General features: G+C 59.8%; 19 protein-coding genes. 4 read left to right on the top strand and 15 right to left on the bottom strand.

What is annotated here, in order from left to right; translation table 11 throughout:
- Window positions 1-2 precede the first annotated feature (2 nt).
- Window positions 3-1160 carry a sensor histidine kinase gene (locus EHF33_RS00425; protein ID WP_124867118.1) on the bottom strand — a complete coding sequence of 386 codons (1158 nt, stop codon included), beginning with the start codon at window positions 1158-1160 and terminating at the stop codon, window positions 3-5.
- Window positions 1161-1259: 99 nt separating this feature from the next.
- Complete coding sequence (locus EHF33_RS00420) at window positions 1260-3308, bottom strand: M3 family metallopeptidase (protein ID WP_124867117.1); 2049 nt, start codon at window positions 3306-3308, stop codon at window positions 1260-1262.
- Window positions 3309-3463: 155 nt separating this feature from the next.
- Between EHF33_RS00420 and EHF33_RS00415 the strand changes: the two genes are divergently transcribed.
- Window positions 3464-5713 (top strand): ATP-binding cassette domain-containing protein, encoded by a 2250-nt coding sequence (locus EHF33_RS00415; protein ID WP_124867116.1) that lies wholly within the window; start codon window positions 3464-3466, stop codon window positions 5711-5713.
- Window positions 5714-5780: 67 nt separating this feature from the next.
- A complete protein-coding gene (locus EHF33_RS00410; RefSeq protein WP_124867115.1) occupies window positions 5781-6764 on the top strand; it encodes a GNAT family N-acetyltransferase in 984 nt (327 codons plus the stop codon).
- Window position 6765: 1 nt separating this feature from the next.
- Here EHF33_RS00410 and queA read toward each other — a convergent pair whose 3' ends face one another.
- The 4 genes from queA to EHF33_RS00390 form a co-directional block, all read right to left on the bottom strand.
- Window positions 6766-7812, bottom strand: coding sequence for a tRNA preQ1(34) S-adenosylmethionine ribosyltransferase-isomerase QueA (gene queA, locus EHF33_RS00405; protein ID WP_241191190.1), 1047 nt, complete (start codon window positions 7810-7812; stop codon window positions 6766-6768).
- Between the two features lie 3 nt (window positions 7813-7815).
- Window positions 7816-8358 (bottom strand): LabA-like NYN domain-containing protein, encoded by a 543-nt coding sequence (locus EHF33_RS00400; RefSeq protein ID WP_124867113.1) that lies wholly within the window; start codon window positions 8356-8358, stop codon window positions 7816-7818.
- Between the two features lie 215 nt (window positions 8359-8573).
- Window positions 8574-9317: an AIM24 family protein gene (locus EHF33_RS00395; RefSeq protein WP_206431588.1), complete on the bottom strand. Its 744-nt coding sequence runs from the start codon at window positions 9315-9317 to the stop codon at window positions 8574-8576.
- Window positions 9318-9418: 101 nt separating this feature from the next.
- Window positions 9419-10264 carry an META domain-containing protein gene (locus EHF33_RS00390; protein WP_164473365.1) on the bottom strand — a complete coding sequence of 282 codons (846 nt, stop codon included), beginning with the start codon at window positions 10262-10264 and terminating at the stop codon, window positions 9419-9421.
- Window positions 10265-10443: 179 nt separating this feature from the next.
- Between EHF33_RS00390 and ftsY the strand changes: the two genes are divergently transcribed.
- Window positions 10444-11433 carry a signal recognition particle-docking protein FtsY gene (gene ftsY, locus EHF33_RS00385; protein WP_124867111.1) on the top strand — a complete coding sequence of 330 codons (990 nt, stop codon included), beginning with the start codon at window positions 10444-10446 and terminating at the stop codon, window positions 11431-11433.
- A 691-nt stretch (window positions 11434-12124) separates the two neighbouring features.
- On the opposite strand, the gene mnmA is transcribed toward ftsY, so the two are convergent.
- Complete coding sequence (mnmA, locus tag EHF33_RS00380) at window positions 12125-13249, bottom strand: tRNA 2-thiouridine(34) synthase MnmA (RefSeq protein WP_124867110.1); 1125 nt, start codon at window positions 13247-13249, stop codon at window positions 12125-12127.
- An 81-nt stretch (window positions 13250-13330) separates the two neighbouring features.
- Here mnmA and lysA point away from each other — a divergent pair, with 81 nt between their 5' ends.
- Complete coding sequence (gene lysA / locus EHF33_RS00375) at window positions 13331-14464, top strand: diaminopimelate decarboxylase (protein ID WP_124867109.1); 1134 nt, start codon at window positions 13331-13333, stop codon at window positions 14462-14464.
- An 89-nt stretch (window positions 14465-14553) separates the two neighbouring features.
- Here the strand turns inward: lysA and EHF33_RS00370 are convergent, their stop codons facing one another.
- The 8 genes from EHF33_RS00370 to EHF33_RS00335 all read right to left on the bottom strand — a co-directional run bounded on the left by EHF33_RS00370 (window position 14554) and on the right by EHF33_RS00335 (window position 19808).
- The gene (locus EHF33_RS00370) at window positions 14554-14757 is read right to left on the bottom strand and encodes a hypothetical protein (protein ID WP_124867108.1); all 204 of its coding nucleotides are present in this window, start codon (window positions 14755-14757) and stop codon (window positions 14554-14556) included.
- A 55-nt stretch (window positions 14758-14812) separates the two neighbouring features.
- On the bottom strand, window positions 14813-15505 hold the full coding sequence (locus EHF33_RS00365) for an aspartate/glutamate racemase family protein (protein WP_124867107.1): 693 nt from the start codon (window positions 15503-15505) through the stop codon (window positions 14813-14815).
- A gap of 24 nt (window positions 15506-15529) precedes the next feature.
- The gene (locus EHF33_RS00360; RefSeq protein ID WP_124867106.1) at window positions 15530-16522 is read right to left on the bottom strand and encodes a lipocalin-like domain-containing protein; all 993 of its coding nucleotides are present in this window, start codon (window positions 16520-16522) and stop codon (window positions 15530-15532) included.
- Between the two features lie 75 nt (window positions 16523-16597).
- A complete protein-coding gene (locus tag EHF33_RS00355; protein ID WP_124867105.1) occupies window positions 16598-16963 on the bottom strand; it encodes a hypothetical protein in 366 nt (121 codons plus the stop codon).
- A 94-nt stretch (window positions 16964-17057) separates the two neighbouring features.
- On the bottom strand, window positions 17058-17438 hold the full coding sequence (locus EHF33_RS00350; protein WP_124867104.1) for a hypothetical protein: 381 nt from the start codon (window positions 17436-17438) through the stop codon (window positions 17058-17060).
- Between the two features lie 16 nt (window positions 17439-17454).
- The gene (locus EHF33_RS00345) at window positions 17455-17748 is read right to left on the bottom strand and encodes an antibiotic biosynthesis monooxygenase family protein (RefSeq protein WP_124867103.1); all 294 of its coding nucleotides are present in this window, start codon (window positions 17746-17748) and stop codon (window positions 17455-17457) included.
- On the bottom strand, window positions 17745-18131 hold the full coding sequence (locus EHF33_RS00340; protein WP_124867102.1) for a hypothetical protein: 387 nt from the start codon (window positions 18129-18131) through the stop codon (window positions 17745-17747). The genes EHF33_RS00345 and EHF33_RS00340 overlap by 4 nt, the downstream gene beginning before the upstream one ends.
- Window positions 18132-18221: 90 nt before the next feature.
- Window positions 18222-19808 (bottom strand): 2-isopropylmalate synthase, encoded by a 1587-nt coding sequence (locus tag EHF33_RS00335; RefSeq protein ID WP_124867101.1) that lies wholly within the window; start codon window positions 19806-19808, stop codon window positions 18222-18224.
- Between the last annotated feature and the right edge of the window lie 230 nt (window positions 19809-20038).

The following is a 20038-nucleotide window of genomic DNA, read 5'->3' as shown; positions in this document are numbered from 1 at the left end:
GGTTACGACACCAGTTCCGCGAAATCGTCGTCGTCTTCCTCGTCGCGGGCCAGCGGCAAGATGAAGGTGAAGGTCGATCCCTTGCCCCGCACCGATTCCACCCAGATGCGCCCGCCGTGCCCTTCAATCGCCAGCTTGCAAAACGCGAGGCCCATGCCGGTGTCAAAGCGGCCATGTAGGGTCAGGCGCGACTGCTCGAAGGCGGCGAACAAGTTGGGAATGTCATCTGCGGGAATGCCCTCGCCGTTGTCGCGGATGGTGAACTGCACGTCTTCAGCGACCTTAAGCACCTTGATTTCGATTTTGCCGTCTTTGGTGGTGTGCTTCATGGCGTTGCTCAGCAAATTGGCAAAAATGCGCCGCAAAATCCCTGGATCGGCCCGCGCCGGCGACAAGTTGGGCGCAACGTCGATGGTCAGGCGGCGCTCGCGCAGGCCCGCGCCCACGTCGCCCCGCGCCAAGTCGATCACTTCGGTATACATAGGTGAAAACATCAGCTCGAAGTCGAGATTCATTTTTCCCGCCTGAATCTTGCGGACATCGAGCATATTGACCGACAGGTGCAAGAGGTGCTGGGTTTCTTCCCGCGACAAATGCACCAGTTCTTTCATGTCTTGGGGCAGCCGCTCGTCTTCTTCCACGATTTCGAGCAGGCCCATCACCGCCGCGATAGGGTTTTTGAGGTCATGAACCAGCATGTGAACGAGTTGATCGCGCACCCGCTCCTCATGCTCCCAGGCGTCGAGCTTCTTGAGCAGGCCCAGGTTGCGCTCAGCCAGTTCGCGTTGCTGGCGCACCCGGCCCAGCAGCGTACTGATCAAAAAGGCCAGCGCTTCCGGAGCGGTGCTGTCGCTCATCAGGGCGTCGGCCCCGGCGCTGAGCAGTGCGCCCAGGCCCTGACTCCCCACCGCCAGAAAGCGAGTGTTGGCGAGGTCTTCGCGGCTCTTCAAGATGCCCAGCACCTCGCTCAGCGCGACGCTGGAGGGCAAGTCGGTATACAGCACCAGCACGTCCGGCGGGCGCAGGCGGGTTTCGCGCAGCAGCGTGTCGGCGTCGGGCGAATGAAAGACGTCGGCTTGAGGCAAGTGGCCAAAAAGCGCCGCTGCCCGCGAGGAAGTGGAAGCCGCGACCAGCACGGCAGGCTTTACGACATTCGCCATTGCTGCTCATCATAGCGTCAGAAGTGAAAGCGGGAGTGTCACAAAAACTGAACACCCCCATTCTTCCCACCCGGTCAGTTCTGGCTCAGGCCTGTCGGCTTACTGTTTGCTCAGCCCACTGCGCCGCAGCAGCGCTTCAGGGTCGGGGTCGCGGCCCATAAAGTCACGGTAAAGCTGAGCGGGCTCCACGCTGCCACCGCGTGAAAGCAGCTTATCCACGTATTCGCGCCCGGTCTGCCGGTTGAAGACGCCTTCGTTTTCGAAGCGGGAAAAGGCGTCGGCGTCGAGCACTTCGGCCCACTTGTAGCTGTAATAGCCGCCCGCATAGCCCACCGGACTGGAGAACAGATGGCCGAACTGGGTAATGAAGTTGCTTTCCGGCAGCGGCAAGAAGGTGTAGCGGTTCATCAAGGTGCGGGCAAAGTCCAGCGGATCGCCCTGCGCCTCGTCGTACTCGACGTGCAGCGCCAGATCAACCGTGGCAAAGCTGTACTGCCGCATCGCCATCCCCCCGGCGCGGAAATTGCGGGCGGCCAGCATCTTTTGGTAGAGCGCGTCCGGCAAGCCTTCGCCAGTTTGGTAATGCTTGGCGATCAGCTCAAGGCCTTCCGGCGTCCAGACCCAGTTTTCCATGATCTGCGAAGGCAATTCCACGAAGTCCCAGGCCACTTTGGTGCCGCTCAGCGACTGCACCGGCACGCGGGCAAGGGCGTGGTGAAGCAGGTGGCCGAACTCGTGAAAGACCGTTTCCACCTCGCCCAGACTCAGCAGCGAAGGCGTATCGCCGCTCGGCGGATTGAGGTTGCCGCACATCAGACCCAGGTGAGGAGCGAAACCGTCTTCGCGGGGGCCGCCGGTATAGAGGGCATTCATCCACGCGCCGCCGCGTTTGCTGTCACGGGGAAACCAATCGGTGTAAAAGCTGGCGATGTGCTCTCCGGCTTCATTGAAGATGTCGTAATACTTGACTTCTGCATGCCAGCCCGCCGCCTGTGCTTCTTTCACCTTAATCCCGAAAACCCGCCGGGTAATCTCGAACATGCCCGAGAGCACCTGCTCCATCGGAAAGTAGGGGCGCAGCACTTCGGCGTCGAAGTCGTAGCGCTCCTGACGCAATTTCTCAGCCCAGTAAGAAGCGTCCCAGGTCGCCATCTCCGGTGCGCCTTCGCCAGCTTTTTGGCGGTAATAAGCCAGCAGCTCGCGGTTTTCCTCGTCGAAAAAGGGACGGGTACGCTCTTCCAAGTCGTGCTCAAACTGGATGGCCGCCTGAGCGCTGCCCGACATCCGATCAGCGGTCACCAGGTCGGCAAAGTTCTCAAAGCCCAGCAGCGCGGCCCGTTCACGGCGCAGGCGTAAAATCTGCGGCAACAATTCGCGGTTGTCGCGCCCCTCACCGACGCCCACCAGGTTGTTGGCCCGCATCAGTTCTTCGCGCAGGCTGCGGTCATCGGCGTAAGTGATGACGGGGCCGTATACCGGCGCGTGGAGGGTCAGGCGGTGCATTCCGGCCTTCCCGTGCGCCTCGGCGTCTGCGGCGGTGGCGTCCTTGAGGCGCTGCGGCACGCCCGCCATGCGCTCTGGGCCGACGTACAACTCATAGGCTTTAATGCCGTCCATTACATTTTTGCCGTACTGGTTGGTGATTTCAGCCAAGCTGACATTGATTTCGGTGAGGCGCTGCTTGCCCGCATCACCCAAGTCGGCTCCGTTGCGGCGGAAGGCGTCCACTTCTAAGGTCAAAAAGCGCGTCCATTCGGAGCTGAGCTGCTGAGCGTCCGCGCCCTGCTGATAAGCCTTCATGGCCGCCCACAACCCCGGATGAAGGCCCAACTCGGTGAAAAAGGCGCTGACTTTGGGCAAGATCGCTTCGTTGGCCGCCCGCCACTCGTCGCTGGAAATGACGCCGTTGAGGTGGCCGACTACCGTTTGCACCGCCGCGAGTTGCTGGCCCAAGGTGTCGAGTTCCTGCAAAAAGCCCGCGAACTGACGCTCGGGGGCTTTGGCGGCCCGCTCCAAATCCTCGCGGCACTTGGCAATCAAGGTGTCTACCGCCGGTTCGGCGTGTTCGGGCTTAATTCGGTCAAAGGGAATTTCAAAACCGAGGTTGAGCAGAGGATTGTCTGTCTTGATAGGGCTGGATTGAGTCATGCAGCGAGTATAAACAGCGCCGGATAAGAGACAAAACAAACCGGAATATCCACCTTGAGGGTTTCTTCAGAAGGAAAGACATGAAGAGAAATTAAAGCTCGCCCTAAACAATTTTCATCTCCTTTTCAGGGAGTCTGAAGTTCAGGAGGCCAAACATGACCATCCAACCCGCCCGTGACTTCATCGAAATATACGGCGCACGTGAAAACAACCTCAAAGATATTTCGCTGCGCATTCCCAAAAATAAAATCACAGTGTTTACTGGCGTATCGGGTTCCGGCAAGTCGTCGCTGGTGTTCGACACGGTTGCCGCCGAGGCGCAGCGCCAGCTCAACGAAACGTTTACCGCTTTCGTGCAGGGCTTTTTGCCTCACTACGGCCAGGCCGACGTCGACCGAATCGAGCACCTCAACGCGCCGATCATCATTGACCAGAAGCGGGTCGGCGGCGGCTCACGCTCCACAGCCGGCACCTACACCGACATCGCCGCGCCGCTGAGACTCCTTTTTTCGCGCTTCGGGGAGCCCTGCGCCGGGCCAGCTTTCGCTTTTTCCTTCAACACGCCGCAGGGCATGTACCCCGAGTGCGAGGGCATCGGCAAAACAGTGCAGCTCGATTTGGAGAGGTTTTTAGACCGCTCTTTGTCGCTGAACGGCGGCGCGATTTTGCACCCCGATTTCAAGGTCGGGAGCCACTGGACTTGGAAGACTTACGCGCAGTCCGGATTTTTTGACAATGACAAACCGATTGACGAGTACAGCCCCGAAGAACTGAAGATTTTGCTGTACGGCGCTGGCGATCATAAGGTCGCCTTCACCGATTTCAACTTGAAGTACGAGGGCCTGATCGAGCGCTTTGCCCGCATGTACCTCAAAAAAGACGCGGCGGCCATGTCGGTACGCAGCAAGGCGGTGTTCGAGGCGTTTACCACCTCGCAAACCTGTCCGGTCTGTCACGGGGCACGGCTGAACGAAGCAGCGCTGAATTGCCGGATAGACGGCAAAAATATCGCCGAGCTGTCCGACTTGGAAATTGGCGAACTGATCCAGTTTTTGAAGACCTTGAGCGACCCGGCGGCAGCGCGGGTGGCGGGCAAACTGGTGGAACGCTTGCAACACCTCTGCGACATCGGGCTGGGGTATTTGAGCCTGAGCCGCGAGACGTCCACGCTGTCGGGCGGCGAGTCGCAGCGCCTCAAGATGATCCGGCACCTCGGCAACAGCCTGACCGAGATGCTGTATATCCTCGACGAACCCAGTGTGGGCCTGCACGCAAGAGATGTGGCCCGCCTCAACGGCCTGCTGCAAAAGCTGCGCGACAAAGGCAACACCGTGCTGGTGGTAGAGCACGACCCCGACGTGATCGCGGTGGCCGACCATATCGTCGACATCGGGCCAGGAGCAGGCACACACGGCGGGCAGGTGGTGTTCGAGGGCAGTTACGCCGACCTCAAGCACGCCGACACGCTGACCGGACAATTTTTGAGCCAGCACCTACCGGTCAAGAACAAAGTAAGGACGCCGACGGGCCACCTGACCATCAAAGACGCCAACTTGCACAACCTCAAAAATGTGACGGTCAACATTCCAACGGGCGTGCTGAGCATCATCACCGGCGTGGCCGGTTCGGGCAAGAGTTCGCTGATCAACGAGGTATTTTTGACGCAGCACTTGGGCGCGGTGGTGATCGATCAGTCGCGCGTAACCGCCAACAGCCGCTCGGCTCCGGCGACTTACACCGGCATCATGGACGACATCCGCAAAGCGTTTGCCGCTGCCAATAAGGTCAGCCCGTCGCTGTTCAGCTTCAACAGTGAGGGCAGTTGCCCCGAATGCAGTGGATTGGGCGTGATTTACACCGATCTGGCGTTTATGGAAGGCATGACTTCGGTGTGTGAAGTCTGTGAGGGCAAACGTTTTAAGGAAGAGGTGCTGACTTATCATCTGCGCGGAAAGTCGATTGCCGACGTGCTGGAGATGACCGCCGAGGAAGCGCTGGCCTTTTTTACCGAAAAGAAGGTGCGCTCGGTCATTCAGGCCATGAACGACGTGGGCCTGAGTTATCTGAAACTGGGGCAGCCGCTCAGCACCGTATCGGGTGGCGAGGGCCAGCGCCTCAAGCTGGCGGGCGAACTCCACAAAAAAGGCAGCGTCTACGTGATGGACGAACCCACCACCGGCCTGCATTTGTCAGATATCGGGATGCTGATGCGCTTGATTGACCGCTTGGTCGACAGCGGCAACACGGTGATCCTCATTGAGCACCATTTGGACGTGATTCGGCAGGCCGACTGGATCATCGACCTCGGCCCCGAAGGCGGCAGCGCGGGCGGCGAGGTGCTGTATGAAGGGCCGCCGAGCGGCTTGAAGGCGTGTGAGCGGAGCTTGACGGGGCAGTTCATTTGAGGGGCAGCTTAGGTCTGCTGCGCCAAATGGCAGATGCCGCCGCCATCCAAATTCGGCAAACTGGGCTATGGAACCTGACGTGATCTGGGAAGTCCTGCGCCCTCAACCACTGCTGACTGACCAACTGTACGGCGAGTGGGCTGCGTTCCTGGCGCTGGCCGAAAACAAGACCGAAACTGCCAACCACCTTCGCCGCTTCGACGAACAACGCCCCGCCGGGCAGCACCACGCGCTGACGCTGGCCCGCGTGGACGGTCAACTGGTTGGCGTGGCCGAGACGCAAGTGCCGAGGTCGCACGACAAAGCCGGCTGGTACACCCTGAGCCTCAGCGTACATCCTGATTGGCAAGGCGGCGAGCTCTCCCAAACCTTGCTGAGCCGCGCCGAGAATCAGTTGCCGCCAGACGCGGCAGTGGTGCTGGCTACCGTGCGGGAAGGCGAGTGGCAGATGGCCTTTCTTGAAGCGCAGGGCTTTGCCGAATACGAGCGGATGTGGACAAGTACGCTCGATTTGCAGGCCCTCTCCCCCATCGACTTTCAGCACCACACCGAGCGGGCGCAGCAAGCGGGGCTAAGGGTGTTGCCGCTTTCTGAAGTGGCCGACCTCAGCAATGAAAGTGAGCAGCGCCGCCTCTACGCTTTGATGATTCACCTTCTCTCGGAAGTGCCGTTTGCTGAGCCGATCACGCCTTGGCCGTTTGAGACGTGGAAAAGCCGCATTCTGGACGCGCCCGAGTTTGACGCGCAGGGATTTTTCGTGCTGCTCAGCCCTGCCGGTGAGTGGATCGGCGTCAGCGAGTTGTACCGGCCTGACCCCTCAAAGTTAAGTACCCTCCACCAGGGCCTGACCGGCGTGCGCCGCGAGTGGCGCGGCCTCGGCGGGGCTTGGCTGCTCAAACTCACAGCGGCGGCGCAGGCCAAGGCGCGGGGTTACGCGGCGGCCAATACCACCAACCACACCGGAAACGCGCCGATGCTGGCGATCAATGAGCGAATGGGGTTTGTCAGGCAGCAGGCGCGGGTGGGGTTACGGCGAGAAATGCGGGCCTAAATCAGCGCTGATTTTCCAGCAGCATTGCGTCACCCAAGCTGTAGAAGCGGTAATCGCCCGCTAAAGCTGCGTCGTAGGCCGCTTTGATCCGCTGCTCACCCGCGAAAGCCGAGACGAGCAGAAGCAGGGTGCTACCCGGCAAATGCAAATTGGTGATCAGCAAGTCCGGAACGTTGACCGGCGTTCCCGGCGTGATGAAGATGCGGGTATCGCCCTCGCCCGGCTGCACCTGTTGACCGTCCCAAGCGCTCTCTAATGTGCGAACCGTCGTCGTCCCGACTGCCACCACCCGCCGCCCCCCGGCTTTAGCGCGGTTGATGATCTGGGCCGTCTCCGTGCTCACCGAATAGCGCTCGGCGTGCATGGTGTGGTCAGCCACCGAACCCTGAATAGGCTTGAAGGTTCCGGCCCCAACATGCAGCGTCACATAAGCGCGTTCAATGCCGCGCTCGTCCAAGCGGGACAACAGCTCCGGCGTGAAATGCAGGCCCGCTGTCGGCGCGGCCACGCTACCGTTCTCGCGGGCATACACGGTCTGGTAGCGCTCACGCCACACCGAATCGTCTTCGCCCGCCTGGATGTAAGGCGGCAAAGGCAAGCGCCCGATCTCATCCAAGTGCGGCTTGAGGTCAGATTCGAAGCGCAGCAGCCGTGCACCGTCGTCCAGCACGCCGACGACTTCGGCTCTGTGTTCGCCCAACCAAAGTTCGTTCCCAGCACGGCGGGCAGGCTTGAGGTAAGCGCTCCACAGGTTCGTCTCTTCCTCGCGCAGCAGCAAGACTTCGATTTGACCGCCGCCCTGCCCGTTGACTACAGGCTTGCGGGCCATCACACGGGCCGGAATCACCCGCGACTGATTGAACACCAGCACGTCACCGGAGCGCAGCAAGTCGGGCAACTCGCTGAAGATACGGTGCTCAATCTCCGCGCCCACCACCATCAGCTTGCTGCTGTCACGCGGCTCAGCCCCAGTCTGGGCGATACGCTCGGGCGGCAAGTCGAAATTCAGCCGCGCCAGCACCGCGTCGGCATCATGAAGCGTGGACACGATTTAAGGGAGAGCGGGCTTGGGAAGGCGGGCGGGCATCAACGCTTCTTCAACGTCCGGCAAATGAATGAATCTGTCGGCGGCGTCAATCAGTTTTTGGGCGGTATGCTCGCGGAAGGCGATCACTTCGACCCGTTTGCCGCGTTCTTGCAGGAGTTCCACGATGTCGGTGAAGTCGCCGTCGCCGCTGCCCAACACCATGATGTCCAAATGATCGGAGAGCCGCACCATATCGGCCACCATCCCCATATCCCAGTTGCCTTCCCAGATCGCCTTGCCAGTTTCGGTGACGTGGTGCAGACTCAGGGTCATGCGCCGAACCTTGTAACCCAGCGCCGAAAGCTTGTAGATGAAGGGCCGGGACGTGCTGTCACCATCTTTTTCTACGGTGTAGGCGATGGCGTGAACCAGTTCGCGGTCACGGGCAGCGATGTCGAGGAGCGTTTCAAAGTTGACGGTGCGCTCGGCGAGGTCGCGGGCCGAGTGATAGAGGTTTTGAGTGTCGATAAAAAGGCCAATTCTCGGTTTATGAACGATATATTGCACACATCTCCAAACGCCTGACTCGGCCAAAAACGGTGCGGCCGAGCGGACAACAAAGGTGAGAAGGATCGGGAAACACAAAAGGGGCACTGCACAAAAAAAGAACGCGCTTATATCCTAGTCCGCCCAGCAGTTTGGGCGCAACTCGGCTCCAGACAAAGTGTTAAACCCCACACTGAGCACGGCCAGCCTGCCGTTTCGAGACAATGTTGTTCTCTCTAACTGCCCTTAGGCAAATATTCCCCGATCCGGTGCGCCACTTTGCTGGCCGACATGCTGTTGAGCCAGACCCGCCCCGGCCCGCTCAGACGAGCAAAAAACAGCGCCTCACCGGAAAAGATGATGTTGCGCAGTCCCTTGACCATCTGCACGTCGAAGGTAACGCTCTGATCGAACATAGCGACGTGGCCGGGTTCGACCAGCAGAATTTCGCCCGCGCTGAGGTGATATTCGATGGCGTCGCCGTCCAGCTCGGCAAAAGCCATGCCGGGGCCAGTCACGCTTTGCAGCACGAAGCCGTCACCGCCGACCAAGCCCGCACCAAAGCGGCGGGTAAAGGTCACGGCCAAAGTGACGCCCGCTTCCGCCGCCAAAAAAGCGTGCTTGTGCATGATGATGCTCTCGCCCGCCGCCAGATCGAGCGGCACGATCTTGCCGGGAAAGTCGGTGGCAAACGCGATCTGGCCTTCGCTGCGGGTCGTGAACTGCACCAAAAACAACGTGCCGCCGCCGACCATCCGCGCCAAACCCGACAGCAGCCCGCCGCCACCGCCACTGTTGAGGCCGGTGTTCATCTCGACGGTGGCGCTCATCCACGACATGCCGCCCGCGTCGCTGAACATCCCGTGACGGCTGTCCATATCCACAATTAAAGTGGGCTGGATGGTGCCGAAAATCCGGTAACTCATGCCGCTTCTGGCTTCGCCGTCTATCTCGGCGGGGTTGGGCAAGTCGGGAATCATAGCCGAGTCTAGATTGTGATGTTAACGGGATTATGAAAGCAAACTAAGAGCCGCGACATCAAAGACGCGGCCCATTGGGATGATTGGCAAAGCAGTTGGTTTTACGGCCTACTCAGCACCCACTGTCCGCCATTGACATCGGTCAGGGTCAGGGTCTTGCCCTGAACGGCAGCGGCAGCGCCCACCGTCAGCAGCGGCACGAGGTTGGCTTCCTGCGGCGGGCAAAAGACTTTGGTGCTCATCACGGGGCCGACAAACATCAAGCGGCCACTGGAGATATTGAGCTTGCCGCTGAACTGGTTGCAGCCGTCAAAACCGCTGATGTCCGAGCCCTTGAGCGTAAACTGCGTCGGACGGGTGTCGCTTGACAGTCGCAGTCCGGCGGGCGGGCGATTCAGCGTCCAAGTACCGTCGTATTTGCTGCGAATGCCCACGCTGGCCACCTCGCCTGCGCCTATATTTTGCGCGAACACCATGCGGTTGTTGCTGCCCGAAAAGAGAGTCAGGGTTTGGTTGCCGCTCATTCCGCTGAGTTCAAAGCGGTTGACGCCGCGCAGGAGCTTGAGGAACTGGGCTTCCAGGCCGTCGACGTAATCGGGACAGGCCCGCAGCGTGCTGGCCAGAGCGCCAAAGCGCAGGACTTTTTGGCGGGCCACATACGAAGCGCCGAAGCTGTTGCAGCCACTGGAACCCGACACCCGTTTGCCGTCGAAGTCGAGGGTGGGACGAATGGCGGCGCTGCCCGGAGCGGTGGTTTGGCCATTTTCAGTGAGTGACACCAGACTGTAACCGCCAATCGGCACGCTGTTGTCTGGCGCGGCAGTTGTTGGGGTGATTGGTGCAGCTTGGGCGAAGGTGCCAGTCAGCGGCGTGGGCGCGGCGGCAACGAAGCTGGACGTGCCGAGCGCCAGAGCCAGCAGCGGAAACAGGAAACGGGTACGGGTCATAGGCTTCAGTTTGCCCAATCCAGGTGACGGGCAGATGACCGGAGGGGTGTGAGAGTCCTCATCTTTGGCCCCAACCCATGATCCCGGCTTGATGATCGGCGGGGGCGGCCCGTCCCCTCCCCCCCTCTTCCTCGACACCGCTCCTGTTTTGCCCGCAGCAGGGGCGCTAGACTGACTACATGTCATGGCTTAATCGCCTGCGTGACGGCCTGAGCAAGACCCGTCAGCAGCTCAATCAATCCTCCGGTTTTCTGGGCACCGATCTCAAAGACGTGTTCACCAACCGCATTGAAACGCTCGAAGACCTCGAATACGCCCTGATCGCCGCCGACGTGGGCCGCGCCGCCACCGAAGAAATCCTGGAAGACGTCAAGAACAGCTCCAAACCCAACCTTCAAGAAGCGTTGATGGAAGCCATGACCTTGCAACTCGAACCCGACGCCAAGCGGGCGCAGTTTCGCAAATTCGGCTTTAACCCCGACGCCAAGCGCAGCACGGTTGATCCGCAGGGCAAAGTCATTATGGTAATCGGCGTCAACGGCGTGGGCAAAACCACCACCATCGCCAAGCTGGGGCGCTATTACCAATCGCGCGGCAAACGGGTGATGTTCGCAGCGGGCGACACCTTCCGCGCCGCCGCTGGAGCGCAACTCGGTGTCTGGGGTGAGCGGCTGGGCATCCCAGTGGTGCAGGGTGTGGACGGCGGCGACCCGGCGGCAGTGGCCTTTGACGGCGCGAACGCCCGCAAAGCCAGAGACTTTGATCTGCTGTTCGTGGACACCGCCGGACGCCTGCACAACAAGCACAACTTGATGGAAGAACTCAAAAAAGTGCGCCGCGTCATCGACAAAGCCGACCCCGGCGAGCCGCATGAAATCTGGCTGGTGCTTGACGCCGTGACCGGACAAAACGGCCTCCAGCAAGCCAAGAAGTTTCACGAAGCCATCACCCTGACTGGCGTGATCGTCACCAAGCTCGACGGCACGTCCAAGGGCGGCATCGTGGTGCCGATTGTGCGCGAACTCGGCGTGCCGATTAAGTTCATCGGCGTGGGCGAGGGCCAGGAAGACTTACAGCCGTTCGACAGCCGGGAATTCGTTCAAGCACTTTTCGACGTGAATATACCCAAGGATGAGCTGGGGAAGGGTGTGTTGAATCGGGAAGACTGAAATTAAACAACTGGCCTAACATTATTGCGGAAACTGATGATTCTATCAGAAGAATTGATACTGGTCGATCTTTTTGAAACTGTTATAGAAAAGCCGTACTGATATACGCTTAATGGCAGCTATGAACAAGAAATTGCCTTTCTAGATGGCTGCCATTTTGCTTTCACTCACCATCATATCAAGCCACATAACAAAGCTGAGAGTCAGAGTTTTAGAGATATTCTGACTCTCAGCATTTTCTAGAATACTTATCTGAGATACTCAAACTTGACCAAAAGGACGCACTCAGATCATTCAAGAATGAAGAAGGTAATCCTTACATAGTTGTGCTGGCAATTTATGCAGATTTTAAAAAGGCGATGGCCAAAAACTGACGCTGGGAGGGCGTTTGCGGTTCACCCCCACCCAGCCTCCCCCCTCAAGGAGGAGGAGCCGAAAACCTGATTCATTCTCTTTTTGGAGTCGACCTTCCTCTTCCAACGTCCCGAGCTAAACAGATACACAACGCGGCGGCCAGAACGGAACCGGAGCCCCAGCCGTGGAGAACGCGGGAGGGAATGCCCACAAGTCACGCCGCGCAGACACAGTGCCGAGCGCAGCGACTCGCTCCCCCTCACCACCGGGGAGGGGGTTGGGGGGAGGGGCAGCTAACGCGAAAGCAAAGAATCCAAAGCCCTAACCCAAACGCAAATTAAACAGGCAGCGCCCGCACGTGATCGGCAATCAACCCACCGCCCAGCAGCTTGGGCCCCGCGTACAACACAGCGCTTTGGCCAGGAGCCACCGCGAATTGGGGTTCGTCAAATTCCAATTCAAAGCCGTGTTCGTCAGCGTGCAGCACCCGTGCCCTGACCGGCGCGGTTCGGTAGCGCACCTGCACTTCCAGCTCGCTCGGCAAGTCGGTGAGGTCGATCAGGTAATTGGGCGTCAGCGCCTTGAGGCCCTTCCACAAGCAGTCCTCGTATTCGCCGACCCAGACGGTGTTGCTGCCTACTTCCAGGTGAACCACGTGCCGGACGAGGTGCGACTGAAAGAGGCCCAGTCCCTTCTTCTGACCCAGCGTGAAGAACTGAGTGCCCAGATGTTCGCCCACTACTTCGCCCGTGTGGATGTCGCGCATCTGGCCGGACTGCTGCGGCACGTACTCGGCCACAAAGTCCTGGACGGTGCCCGGCACGAAGCAGATGTTCTGGCTCTCAGCTTTCTGGGCGGTCAGCAGGCCATGCTGCTCGGCGATCTCGCGCACGCGGGGCTTTTCCATCTCTCCCACCGGAAAGAGGATATACGGCAAAGCGTCGCGCGGCGTGCCCCACAAAAAGTAGGTCTGGTCTTTGCGCGGGTCGTCGCCCCGGTGAAAGGCCACCGCGCCGCTTTCTTCCTCGACGCGCTTGACATAGTGGCCGGTTGCCACGTAATCGCAGCCGAGCATCTTGGCCTTTTTGACCAGCTCGTCGAATTTGACTTTGGTGTTGCAATTGACGCAGGGATTCGGCGTACGCCCAGCCGCGTATTCGGCCAGAAAGGGGCCGACGATGTGGCGCTGAAACTGCTCGCGGTAGTCCAGCAGGTAAAAGGGCACGCCGACTTGCTCGGCCACGCGGCGGGCTTCGTAGGCGGCGTCGGGTGAGCAGCAAGTGTCGAAGGTGTCGCTGCGCTTGTCGTCGGGCCAGAAACGCATCATCGCGCCGATCACCGCAAAGCCCTGTTCTTTGAGCAGCGCGGCGCTTACGCTGCTGTCCACGCCGCCGGACATGGCGCACAGCACCCGTCCGCCCGGTTTGATGCCCTGAGTTGTCCGTTTTGCCGTAGCCGTCATAACTTTGAAGTGTAACAGGACGGCTGACAGGTTGGGGTGAGTTGAACAACAGTGACGCCGCCACTGGCTACACTGTGCGGCATGCTCAACGACACCCAACTTTTGGAAGCCGCCCAGCGCTTCAGCACGCCGCTGTATGTCTACGACGCCGCCGAGTTGGACGCCGCGCTGGCAGGTGTGCGGGCAGCCTTCACCGACACCCGAATTTTTTATGCCATGAAAGCCAATCCGAATCTCAGTTTGCTGCGGCGCTTTCGCTCGGCGGGCGTGGGCTTTGAATGTGTCAGCGCCGGGGAACTGGCGCGGGCGGTCAAGGCGGGCGCGTCCGGCGAACACATTTTGGTCAACGGCCCCGCCAAATCGGATGAGGAATACGCTGAAGGTGGCCGTTTGGGCGCGACCTTCATCGTGGATCGGGGCGAGGAAGTGGCGCTGTTGCCGCCAAGTTCAAGGGCGCTCGTCAGGGTCAATCCGGCGCTGAGCGTCAGCACCCACGACCACCTCGCCACCGGCGCGGGCAGCAGCAAATTCGGCGTGCCGCTCAGTGAGGTTGCCGCCGTAGTGGAGGCACTGAAAGCGGCAGGCCACACCGCACGCGGCCTGCATGTGCATATCGGCAGCGCCATCCGTGACGCGGGCGACTTCGCGGCGGCCTTTGCCAAACTCAGCGAGCTGCGCCCCAGCGTGGGCGAATTGGAAGTGCTGGACGTGGGCGGCGGGTGGAGCTTGGACGCCGACCTGCACGGCATTGCTGGACAAGCTCGGCAAGCGGCTGAGGTGTTCGGCGCACAGCTGTGGGCCGAGCCGGGCCGATATTTGGTGGCGGGAGCGGGCGTGCTGCTGAGCACCGTGGTGGGAAGCAAGCAGACGGGCCGCGATTTTGTTTTGCTGGACGCTGGCATGACCGAGCTGATTCGGCCCATGCTTTACGGCGCGGTTCAGCCGATTAGAGCGCTGTGGCAAGGCGACCAGACCAAACCGTATGACCTGGCTGGCCCCGCCTGCGAAAGCGGTGATGTCTTGGCCCACGACGTGCCGCTCCCCACCCCTCAGCGCGGCGGCGTGCTGGCTCTGCTGGAAGCGGGCGCTTATGGCGCGGCCATGAGCAGCAATTATCTGAGCCGTCCGCGCCCCGCCGAAGTGCTGTGGGACGGCTCGTGGCAAGTTATCCGGCAGCGTGAAGGCCCAGAGGCGATTTGGGCGGCGGAACTTTAAAGCATTTGTGAAAAGGGCTGGCTGAATCAAAAGCACACTCAGCTAGCCCTTCCAAACGCTCTTTTTCTTTGACTCCTTAGACGCTGGACTCAGCCGTCTTCGTCACTGGGAATCAGTTCGGTGGCGCTGGCGGCGTGCTGCTGCAACTTGGCGGCGGTGTCGGTGGGCGTCTCGTTTTGGGGGTCGCTTTCAGGCACCTCCACCACATCTGGGTGCTGCTCCGGCAAGCTGGACTGCACAATTTCGCCGCTGGGCTGATCAGTTCTAGATTGGTCGGTTTGATCTGGATTCATGCCCAAACCTTAGGTCAAGCTGGCGCTGCCCGGATGGAGATTTGGGCAACGCGGCTTAACCCAGCATGAACCGTGCGGCGTCCTCGACGTGAATCGCTGACGTGTCAAAGACCGGCACGCTGACATCACCCGCGCCGACCAATAAGGTGATTTCGGTGCAGCCCAAGATGATGGCCTGCGCTCCGCGCCCGACCAACTCGGCCATCTGGCGGCGGTAAATCTGGCGCGACTCGTCGGTGATGAGGTTTTGGCACAGCTCATCGAAAATGATTCGGTGAACATCCGCACGGCCCGCTTCGTCTGGCACCAACACCTCTAGACCGTACTGCTGGTGCAGGCGGTCTTTGTAAAAGTCCTGCTCCATCGTAAAGGCGGTGCCCAGCAGGCCAGCCCGCTTCACCCCCGCTTCCTGAAGGCGGCGACCCACCGAGTCGGCAATGTGGAAAAACGGCAACGAAATGGCCGCCTCGATCTGGGGCGCGACTTTGTGCATGGTGTTGGTCGCCAGCAGCACGCCGTCCGCGCCGGCCCGCTCTAAGCCGCGTGCCACCTCGGCCAGCAGTTCACCCGCTTCGTGCCACTGCCCGCTTGTTTGCAGGGCCGCGATCTGGGCAAAGTCAACGCTGTGAATCAGCAGCCGCGCCGAGTGAAGACCGCCGCGCTGCCGGGCTACTTCGCCGTTGAGAAGGCGGTAATACTCTGCTGTCGATGTCCAAGACATGCCGCCGATGATGCCGAGTAGCTTCATGGCGCTGAGCTTACCAGCTGGCCCTTATTCCTTTGATCCGAACAGTCCACCCTCGGCTTTGGTCAGCACGCCACCGACAAATTCGCCCATGCCTTCGACCTTGACGGCGGCCCCGCCCCAGGTGCCGCTGCCGGTGATCGGTCCTTCCCAATAAGCGATTGAGGTCGTCTTGGAGAGCAACTCCTGACTGTCGTTGATGGCGCTCAGCGTCAAATCGCCCCGGTCTGAACTGACTTTCCAATCGAGGGTGTAACCGCGCCCAGACGGTGAAACCCACGTCCGCTGCGGCGTCATGGTGACGTTGCCGACAGCGCGGGCCACCCCGTCCGGGCTGACTTCAGAACCAGCCAGCTGAACGACGGTGCCGTCCAACTTCTTGACGCGGTAGAGCATCAAATCCGAGCCGTCCGAGAGGTGCACGCCGAACCAGTCCCATAGCGAATCGCGGCCCGGTTGCTGATCGCCCCACTGGTGGTCGAACCAGGCCGTGCCGCTGGCGGGCTGGCCCTCAATCGTGCCGCTGACGGCCAACCGGGTCACGCTCTGGTAATACAACTGACCCGTTTCGGGCGTGCCGGAGTAGCCGGGCGGATGCACCACTGGCCCTTTTTGCGGCGTCAGGGTGAGTTGGAGCGGGCCAGCGTCCAGCTTAAACGGCGCGGTTGGCGCGTTGGCACTCTGGGTCAATGTCCAGTCGCCCTGACTGACCTTCAGCGGTGGGAACGAGAACTTGGCGTCTTGCTGGCCCTGCTCCAGAAAGGTGACTTTGTCGGTATTTAAATCGGTCATGGCCAGATGCGACGCAAAATAAGGAATGCCTTTGTAATTGACCTTGAACTGCGCCCAGTGAAAAGCCTGCTTGGTTTCAGGGAGGTAGCCGGAGACATACCACCACTCGGTGACCGCATTGTTCGGTCCCAAGGCGGCGGGGTCAGGCATCTTGGCCGGATCGAAAGCGGCAGCGCGGGGCACGCAGGCGGTCAGAACCATCGGGGCCAGCCAAAGCAAGCGTTTCATGGCTTACTTTAAGCAGCGGGCGCGGAGAAAAACTGCGCGGGAAGCTACGCTTGGCCCTCTTTCATGCCGAGAACTTTACTGCTGGGGCCGGCGCAAAAAAGACATCACCACGCCGAACAGCAAGCAAGTCACCAGCAAGGTCATCAAGCTGACGCCGAGGCTGAAGGCGGGCGAGAGCATGTCCTGACTGAGCTTGTAGACGCCGAACGGCAGCGCCCACCCCAGCGCGTAGAGGCCCACCCGCCGGGCAAAATCGGGTGTGTTGCTGGCCTGGGGAAAAAGCTGGACGTTGAAGATGAAAGCCGGAAACAGCAAGAATTGCCCCAAATAAAACCACAGCGGCAAAGCGCTCAGGCCGCCGAACTGGCCCGCCGCAAAGAAAATATTGAGCGCTGCCATGATGACGGCAGCGATGAGAGCGATACGGAGAAGTGGAGTCATAAAAAGCAGTCTAGCTGCTGAGGATGCGGCTTACCCTGTTCATTTGCCCTTTGTGGTGGTTGCTGGCGGCCTAAAAAGAAACTACCGTAAAACTTTAACCCTGCTTTCCACGCTCCAGCCCGCTCCGCTTCTGTCCGCTGTAGCTGTAAATCCAGCCCATGAGAAGGCCCACAAACGCGCCCGTGAAAAAAGGTTTCCCCCAGTCAGGGTGAGATTTGAGGACTTGTTCGGAGAGGTTTAGAAGGAACATCATCACGCCAAACGCCGAGCCAAACCAAACACCTCGCGCACGGCCTTGGAGAGAGTCAAGGGGCTGCCGAAGAATTTGCCAAAATGACAGAGCTGCCAATAATGCAAAAATCGCCCAGTACCACAGCGGTAATTCACCTACGCGCCCGAGTTGGCCTTGTGTGGCGAACAGCAGACTGACAGCCAGTAAGGCACAGACGGCCAATAAACGGGGCCAGAGTTTCATACGTTAGTTTTCGCCCTCACAGGAAAACCTGTTTGTAATGCTCCACTACCGGGAACGGGTCATAAAAGTGATGCAGCAACGTTCTCCACTGCTGATATTCGGGGCTGCCACGAAAGCCTTCGGTATGGTCTTCCAGCGTTTCCCACCAAACGAACAAAGCATACTTGTGGTCGTCTTCTAAACAGACTTGCAACTCGTGGCGGACATAGCCAGCCATCGAACTGATGATGGCTTGGGCCTCGGCAAACGCCGCCTCAAACTCGGCAGTCTGGTTGGGACGGATGTGGAGGAGGGCGAGTTCTTGAATCATAAATGCTCCTTGCGGGAGAATTCCCCTCGAACAAAAGATACTATGAGGCTCAGCAGCATCCCTGAAACGAAATAAAAGAAAAAGCTGCGAATCAGCTCGATTTCTTCGTTAAGAGCGTCAAAAGATATAAAAAGCAGGGAGTAAAGTACGCCGTGTTTTACACCCCCAATTAGAACGCTGAGTGTATTCTTTTCCTTCTCTCTATTTGACTTCTCGACCATCGCAAATCCGGAATAGGCGATCAAAAGAGTCACATTGACCCAGAACCAAGCTGGCAATTCATCGACACGCCCCCAGTTGGATTGTGTTGCGGCAAATACGCAAAAAACAACAAGGCAGAGATCGAACACCAGCAGTTGTGGCCACGTTATGAATTTCCCCATGCTCAGCTAGGATACCTTGCCCTCTCGCTGATTCAGCACCACCAAAAAAAGAGCCGCACCCACTCGCGGCCCCCTTGTAAATTCAAACTCTTACGGCGTTTCTGCCGTCACCGCCGACTTCTCTTTGGTCTGCCCGGCCACGATGTGATTGATTACCCGCAGCCACGCCCGGGCGCTGGCTTCCACCACGTCCGAGGCCACGTCATTGCCGCTGACGGTCATCTCGCCGTAGCGGGCGCTCACGCTGACTTCGCCCAGCGCTTCAGTGCCCTTGGTCACGGCCTGCACGCGGTAAACCTCCAGCGCGGGGGCAATGCTGGTGGCGACATTGATGGCGTGAAAAATAGCTTCCACCGAGCCGTCTCCGGTGGCAGTGGCCTCGCGCACCCCGTCGGGCGTTTGCAACCTGACATAAGCCAGCGGCTGCATGTCGGTGCCCATCGCAATCTGAAAGCGCTCCAATTTGAAGGTCTCGGAGGTCTCTACGCTGCTGCCCACCAAAGCGTGGAGGTCGTCAGAGTAAATCTGGCCTTTGCGGTCAGCCAACTCCTTGAAACGCACGAACAAAGCGTTCAGCGCTTCATCGTTAAAGCCGTGATCACTGTGGCCGTCGGTGTCGTAGCCCAGATCGGCCAGCGCTTTGCGGAAGGCGGCGCGGCCCGAGTGCTTGCCCATCACCATCACAGCGGCCTCGCGGCCCACCAGCTCGGCATTCATGATCTCGTAGGTCTCTTTGTGCTTGAGCACGCCGTCTTGGTGAATGCCGGATTCGTGCGCGAAAGCATTGTCGCCAATCACGGCCTTGTTGGGCGGCACTGGCATCCCGGTCAGGCGGCTGACCAACTTGGAGACCCGGTAGAGTTCGCGGGTGCGAATCCCGGTTTCGGATTGGTAATGGTCGCGGCGGGTGTGAATTGCCATTACCACTTCTTCCAGCGCGGTGTTTCCAGCCCGCTCTCCGATGCCGTTGATGGTGCATTCGATCTGGGTCGCTCCGTTTTCGACGGCCGCCAAGCTGTTGGCCGTCGCCATGCCGAGGTCGTCGTGGCAGTGGGTACTGATTTCGACGTTGCGGCCCTTCACAATCTCGTCGCGTACGCGGGCGATCAGTGCGCCGTATCCCCCGGGAGTGCCGTAGCCCACCGTGTCGGGAATATTGATAACGGTCGCGCCCGCCTCAATTGCGGCGAGGTAGAGCTGGATCACGAAGTCAAAGTCGGCCCGCATGACGTCCTGACCGCTAAATTCCACGTCACTGGTGTACTGGCAAGCCAACTTGACGGCCGCAATCGACGACTCGATGACCTGCTCAGGCGTCTTGCGCAACATGTGCTGCATCTGCACTGCGCTGGCACTGGTAAACACGTGGATGCGGCTTTTATCGGCGGCTTCCAGCGCTTGCGCGGCCCGCTCGATATCGGCGCGGGCGGTGCGGGCCAGCGCACAGATAATCGGCCCACGCACTTCCCGCGAAATGCGCGAAACGCATTCAAAGTCGCCGTCCGAGGTAATCGGAAAGCCCGCCTCGATCACGTCCACGTTGAGGCGGGCCAGCGAGTGGGCGATCTCGATTTTCTGGTTGTGGTTCAGTGCCACGCCCGGCGACTGCTCGCCGTCACGCAGGGTGGTGTCAAAGATGTGGATACGGCGCAGGTTGGCTGGTTCGGGCTGGGTCATGGCAGTGGCTCCTCATGGGGCAGCAAAGAAAGCAGGGAGAAACGGAAAAGACGGCAACGCAACCAAAAAAAGCCCCGAAAGTGAGATTCACTCCGGGGAAGGGGGCCGCAAAAGCTTAGCGCCGCGTTCCAACCGGAAGCACGCCAAGAAGAAGTCGGCTGGATAATAATTGGCCCCACTGAACTGCTTGCATTGCCGCCATGCTACACGCTCGGCGGCAGAGGGTCAAC

This window comes from Deinococcus psychrotolerans, from assembly GCF_003860465.1.
In the GTDB taxonomy this organism is placed as follows: domain Bacteria; phylum Deinococcota; class Deinococci; order Deinococcales; family Deinococcaceae; genus Deinococcus; species Deinococcus psychrotolerans.
Note: the sequence above shows the minus strand (reverse complement) of the source record. Positions and strands in the feature narration are given on the sequence as shown.

Coding starts and splice junctions, on each gene's coding strand:
- lysA (WP_124867109.1), top strand. CDS start 13,331: ATGCTCAACGACACCCAACTTTTGGAAGCCGCCCAGCGCTTCAGCACG.
- ftsY (WP_124867111.1), top strand. CDS start 10,444: ATGTCATGGCTTAATCGCCTGCGTGACGGCCTGAGCAAGACCCGTCAG.
- EHF33_RS00365 (WP_124867107.1), bottom strand. CDS start 15,505: ATGAAGCTACTCGGCATCATCGGCGGCATGTCTTGGACATCGACAGCA.
- EHF33_RS00345 (WP_124867103.1), bottom strand. CDS start 17,748: ATGATTCAAGAACTCGCCCTCCTCCACATCCGTCCCAACCAGACTGCC.
- EHF33_RS00335 (WP_124867101.1), bottom strand. CDS start 19,808: ATGACCCAGCCCGAACCAGCCAACCTGCGCCGTATCCACATCTTTGAC.
- EHF33_RS00415 (WP_124867116.1), top strand. CDS start 3,464: ATGACCATCCAACCCGCCCGTGACTTCATCGAAATATACGGCGCACGT.
- EHF33_RS00420 (WP_124867117.1), bottom strand. CDS start 3,308: ATGACTCAATCCAGCCCTATCAAGACAGACAATCCTCTGCTCAACCTC.
- EHF33_RS00410 (WP_124867115.1), top strand. CDS start 5,781: ATGGAACCTGACGTGATCTGGGAAGTCCTGCGCCCTCAACCACTGCTG.
- EHF33_RS00370 (WP_124867108.1), bottom strand. CDS start 14,757: ATGAATCCAGATCAAACCGACCAATCTAGAACTGATCAGCCCAGCGGC.
- EHF33_RS00390 (WP_164473365.1), bottom strand. CDS start 10,264: ATGACCCGTACCCGTTTCCTGTTTCCGCTGCTGGCTCTGGCGCTCGGC.
- EHF33_RS00425 (WP_124867118.1), bottom strand. CDS start 1,160: ATGGCGAATGTCGTAAAGCCTGCCGTGCTGGTCGCGGCTTCCACTTCC.
- EHF33_RS00355 (WP_124867105.1), bottom strand. CDS start 16,963: ATGACTCCACTTCTCCGTATCGCTCTCATCGCTGCCGTCATCATGGCA.
- EHF33_RS00350 (WP_124867104.1), bottom strand. CDS start 17,438: ATGAAACTCTGGCCCCGTTTATTGGCCGTCTGTGCCTTACTGGCTGTC.
- EHF33_RS00360 (WP_124867106.1), bottom strand. CDS start 16,522: ATGAAACGCTTGCTTTGGCTGGCCCCGATGGTTCTGACCGCCTGCGTG.
- EHF33_RS00395 (WP_206431588.1), bottom strand. CDS start 9,317: ATGATTCCCGACTTGCCCAACCCCGCCGAGATAGACGGCGAAGCCAGA.
- mnmA (WP_124867110.1), bottom strand. CDS start 13,249: ATGACGGCTACGGCAAAACGGACAACTCAGGGCATCAAACCGGGCGGA.
- EHF33_RS00340 (WP_124867102.1), bottom strand. CDS start 18,131: ATGGGGAAATTCATAACGTGGCCACAACTGCTGGTGTTCGATCTCTGC.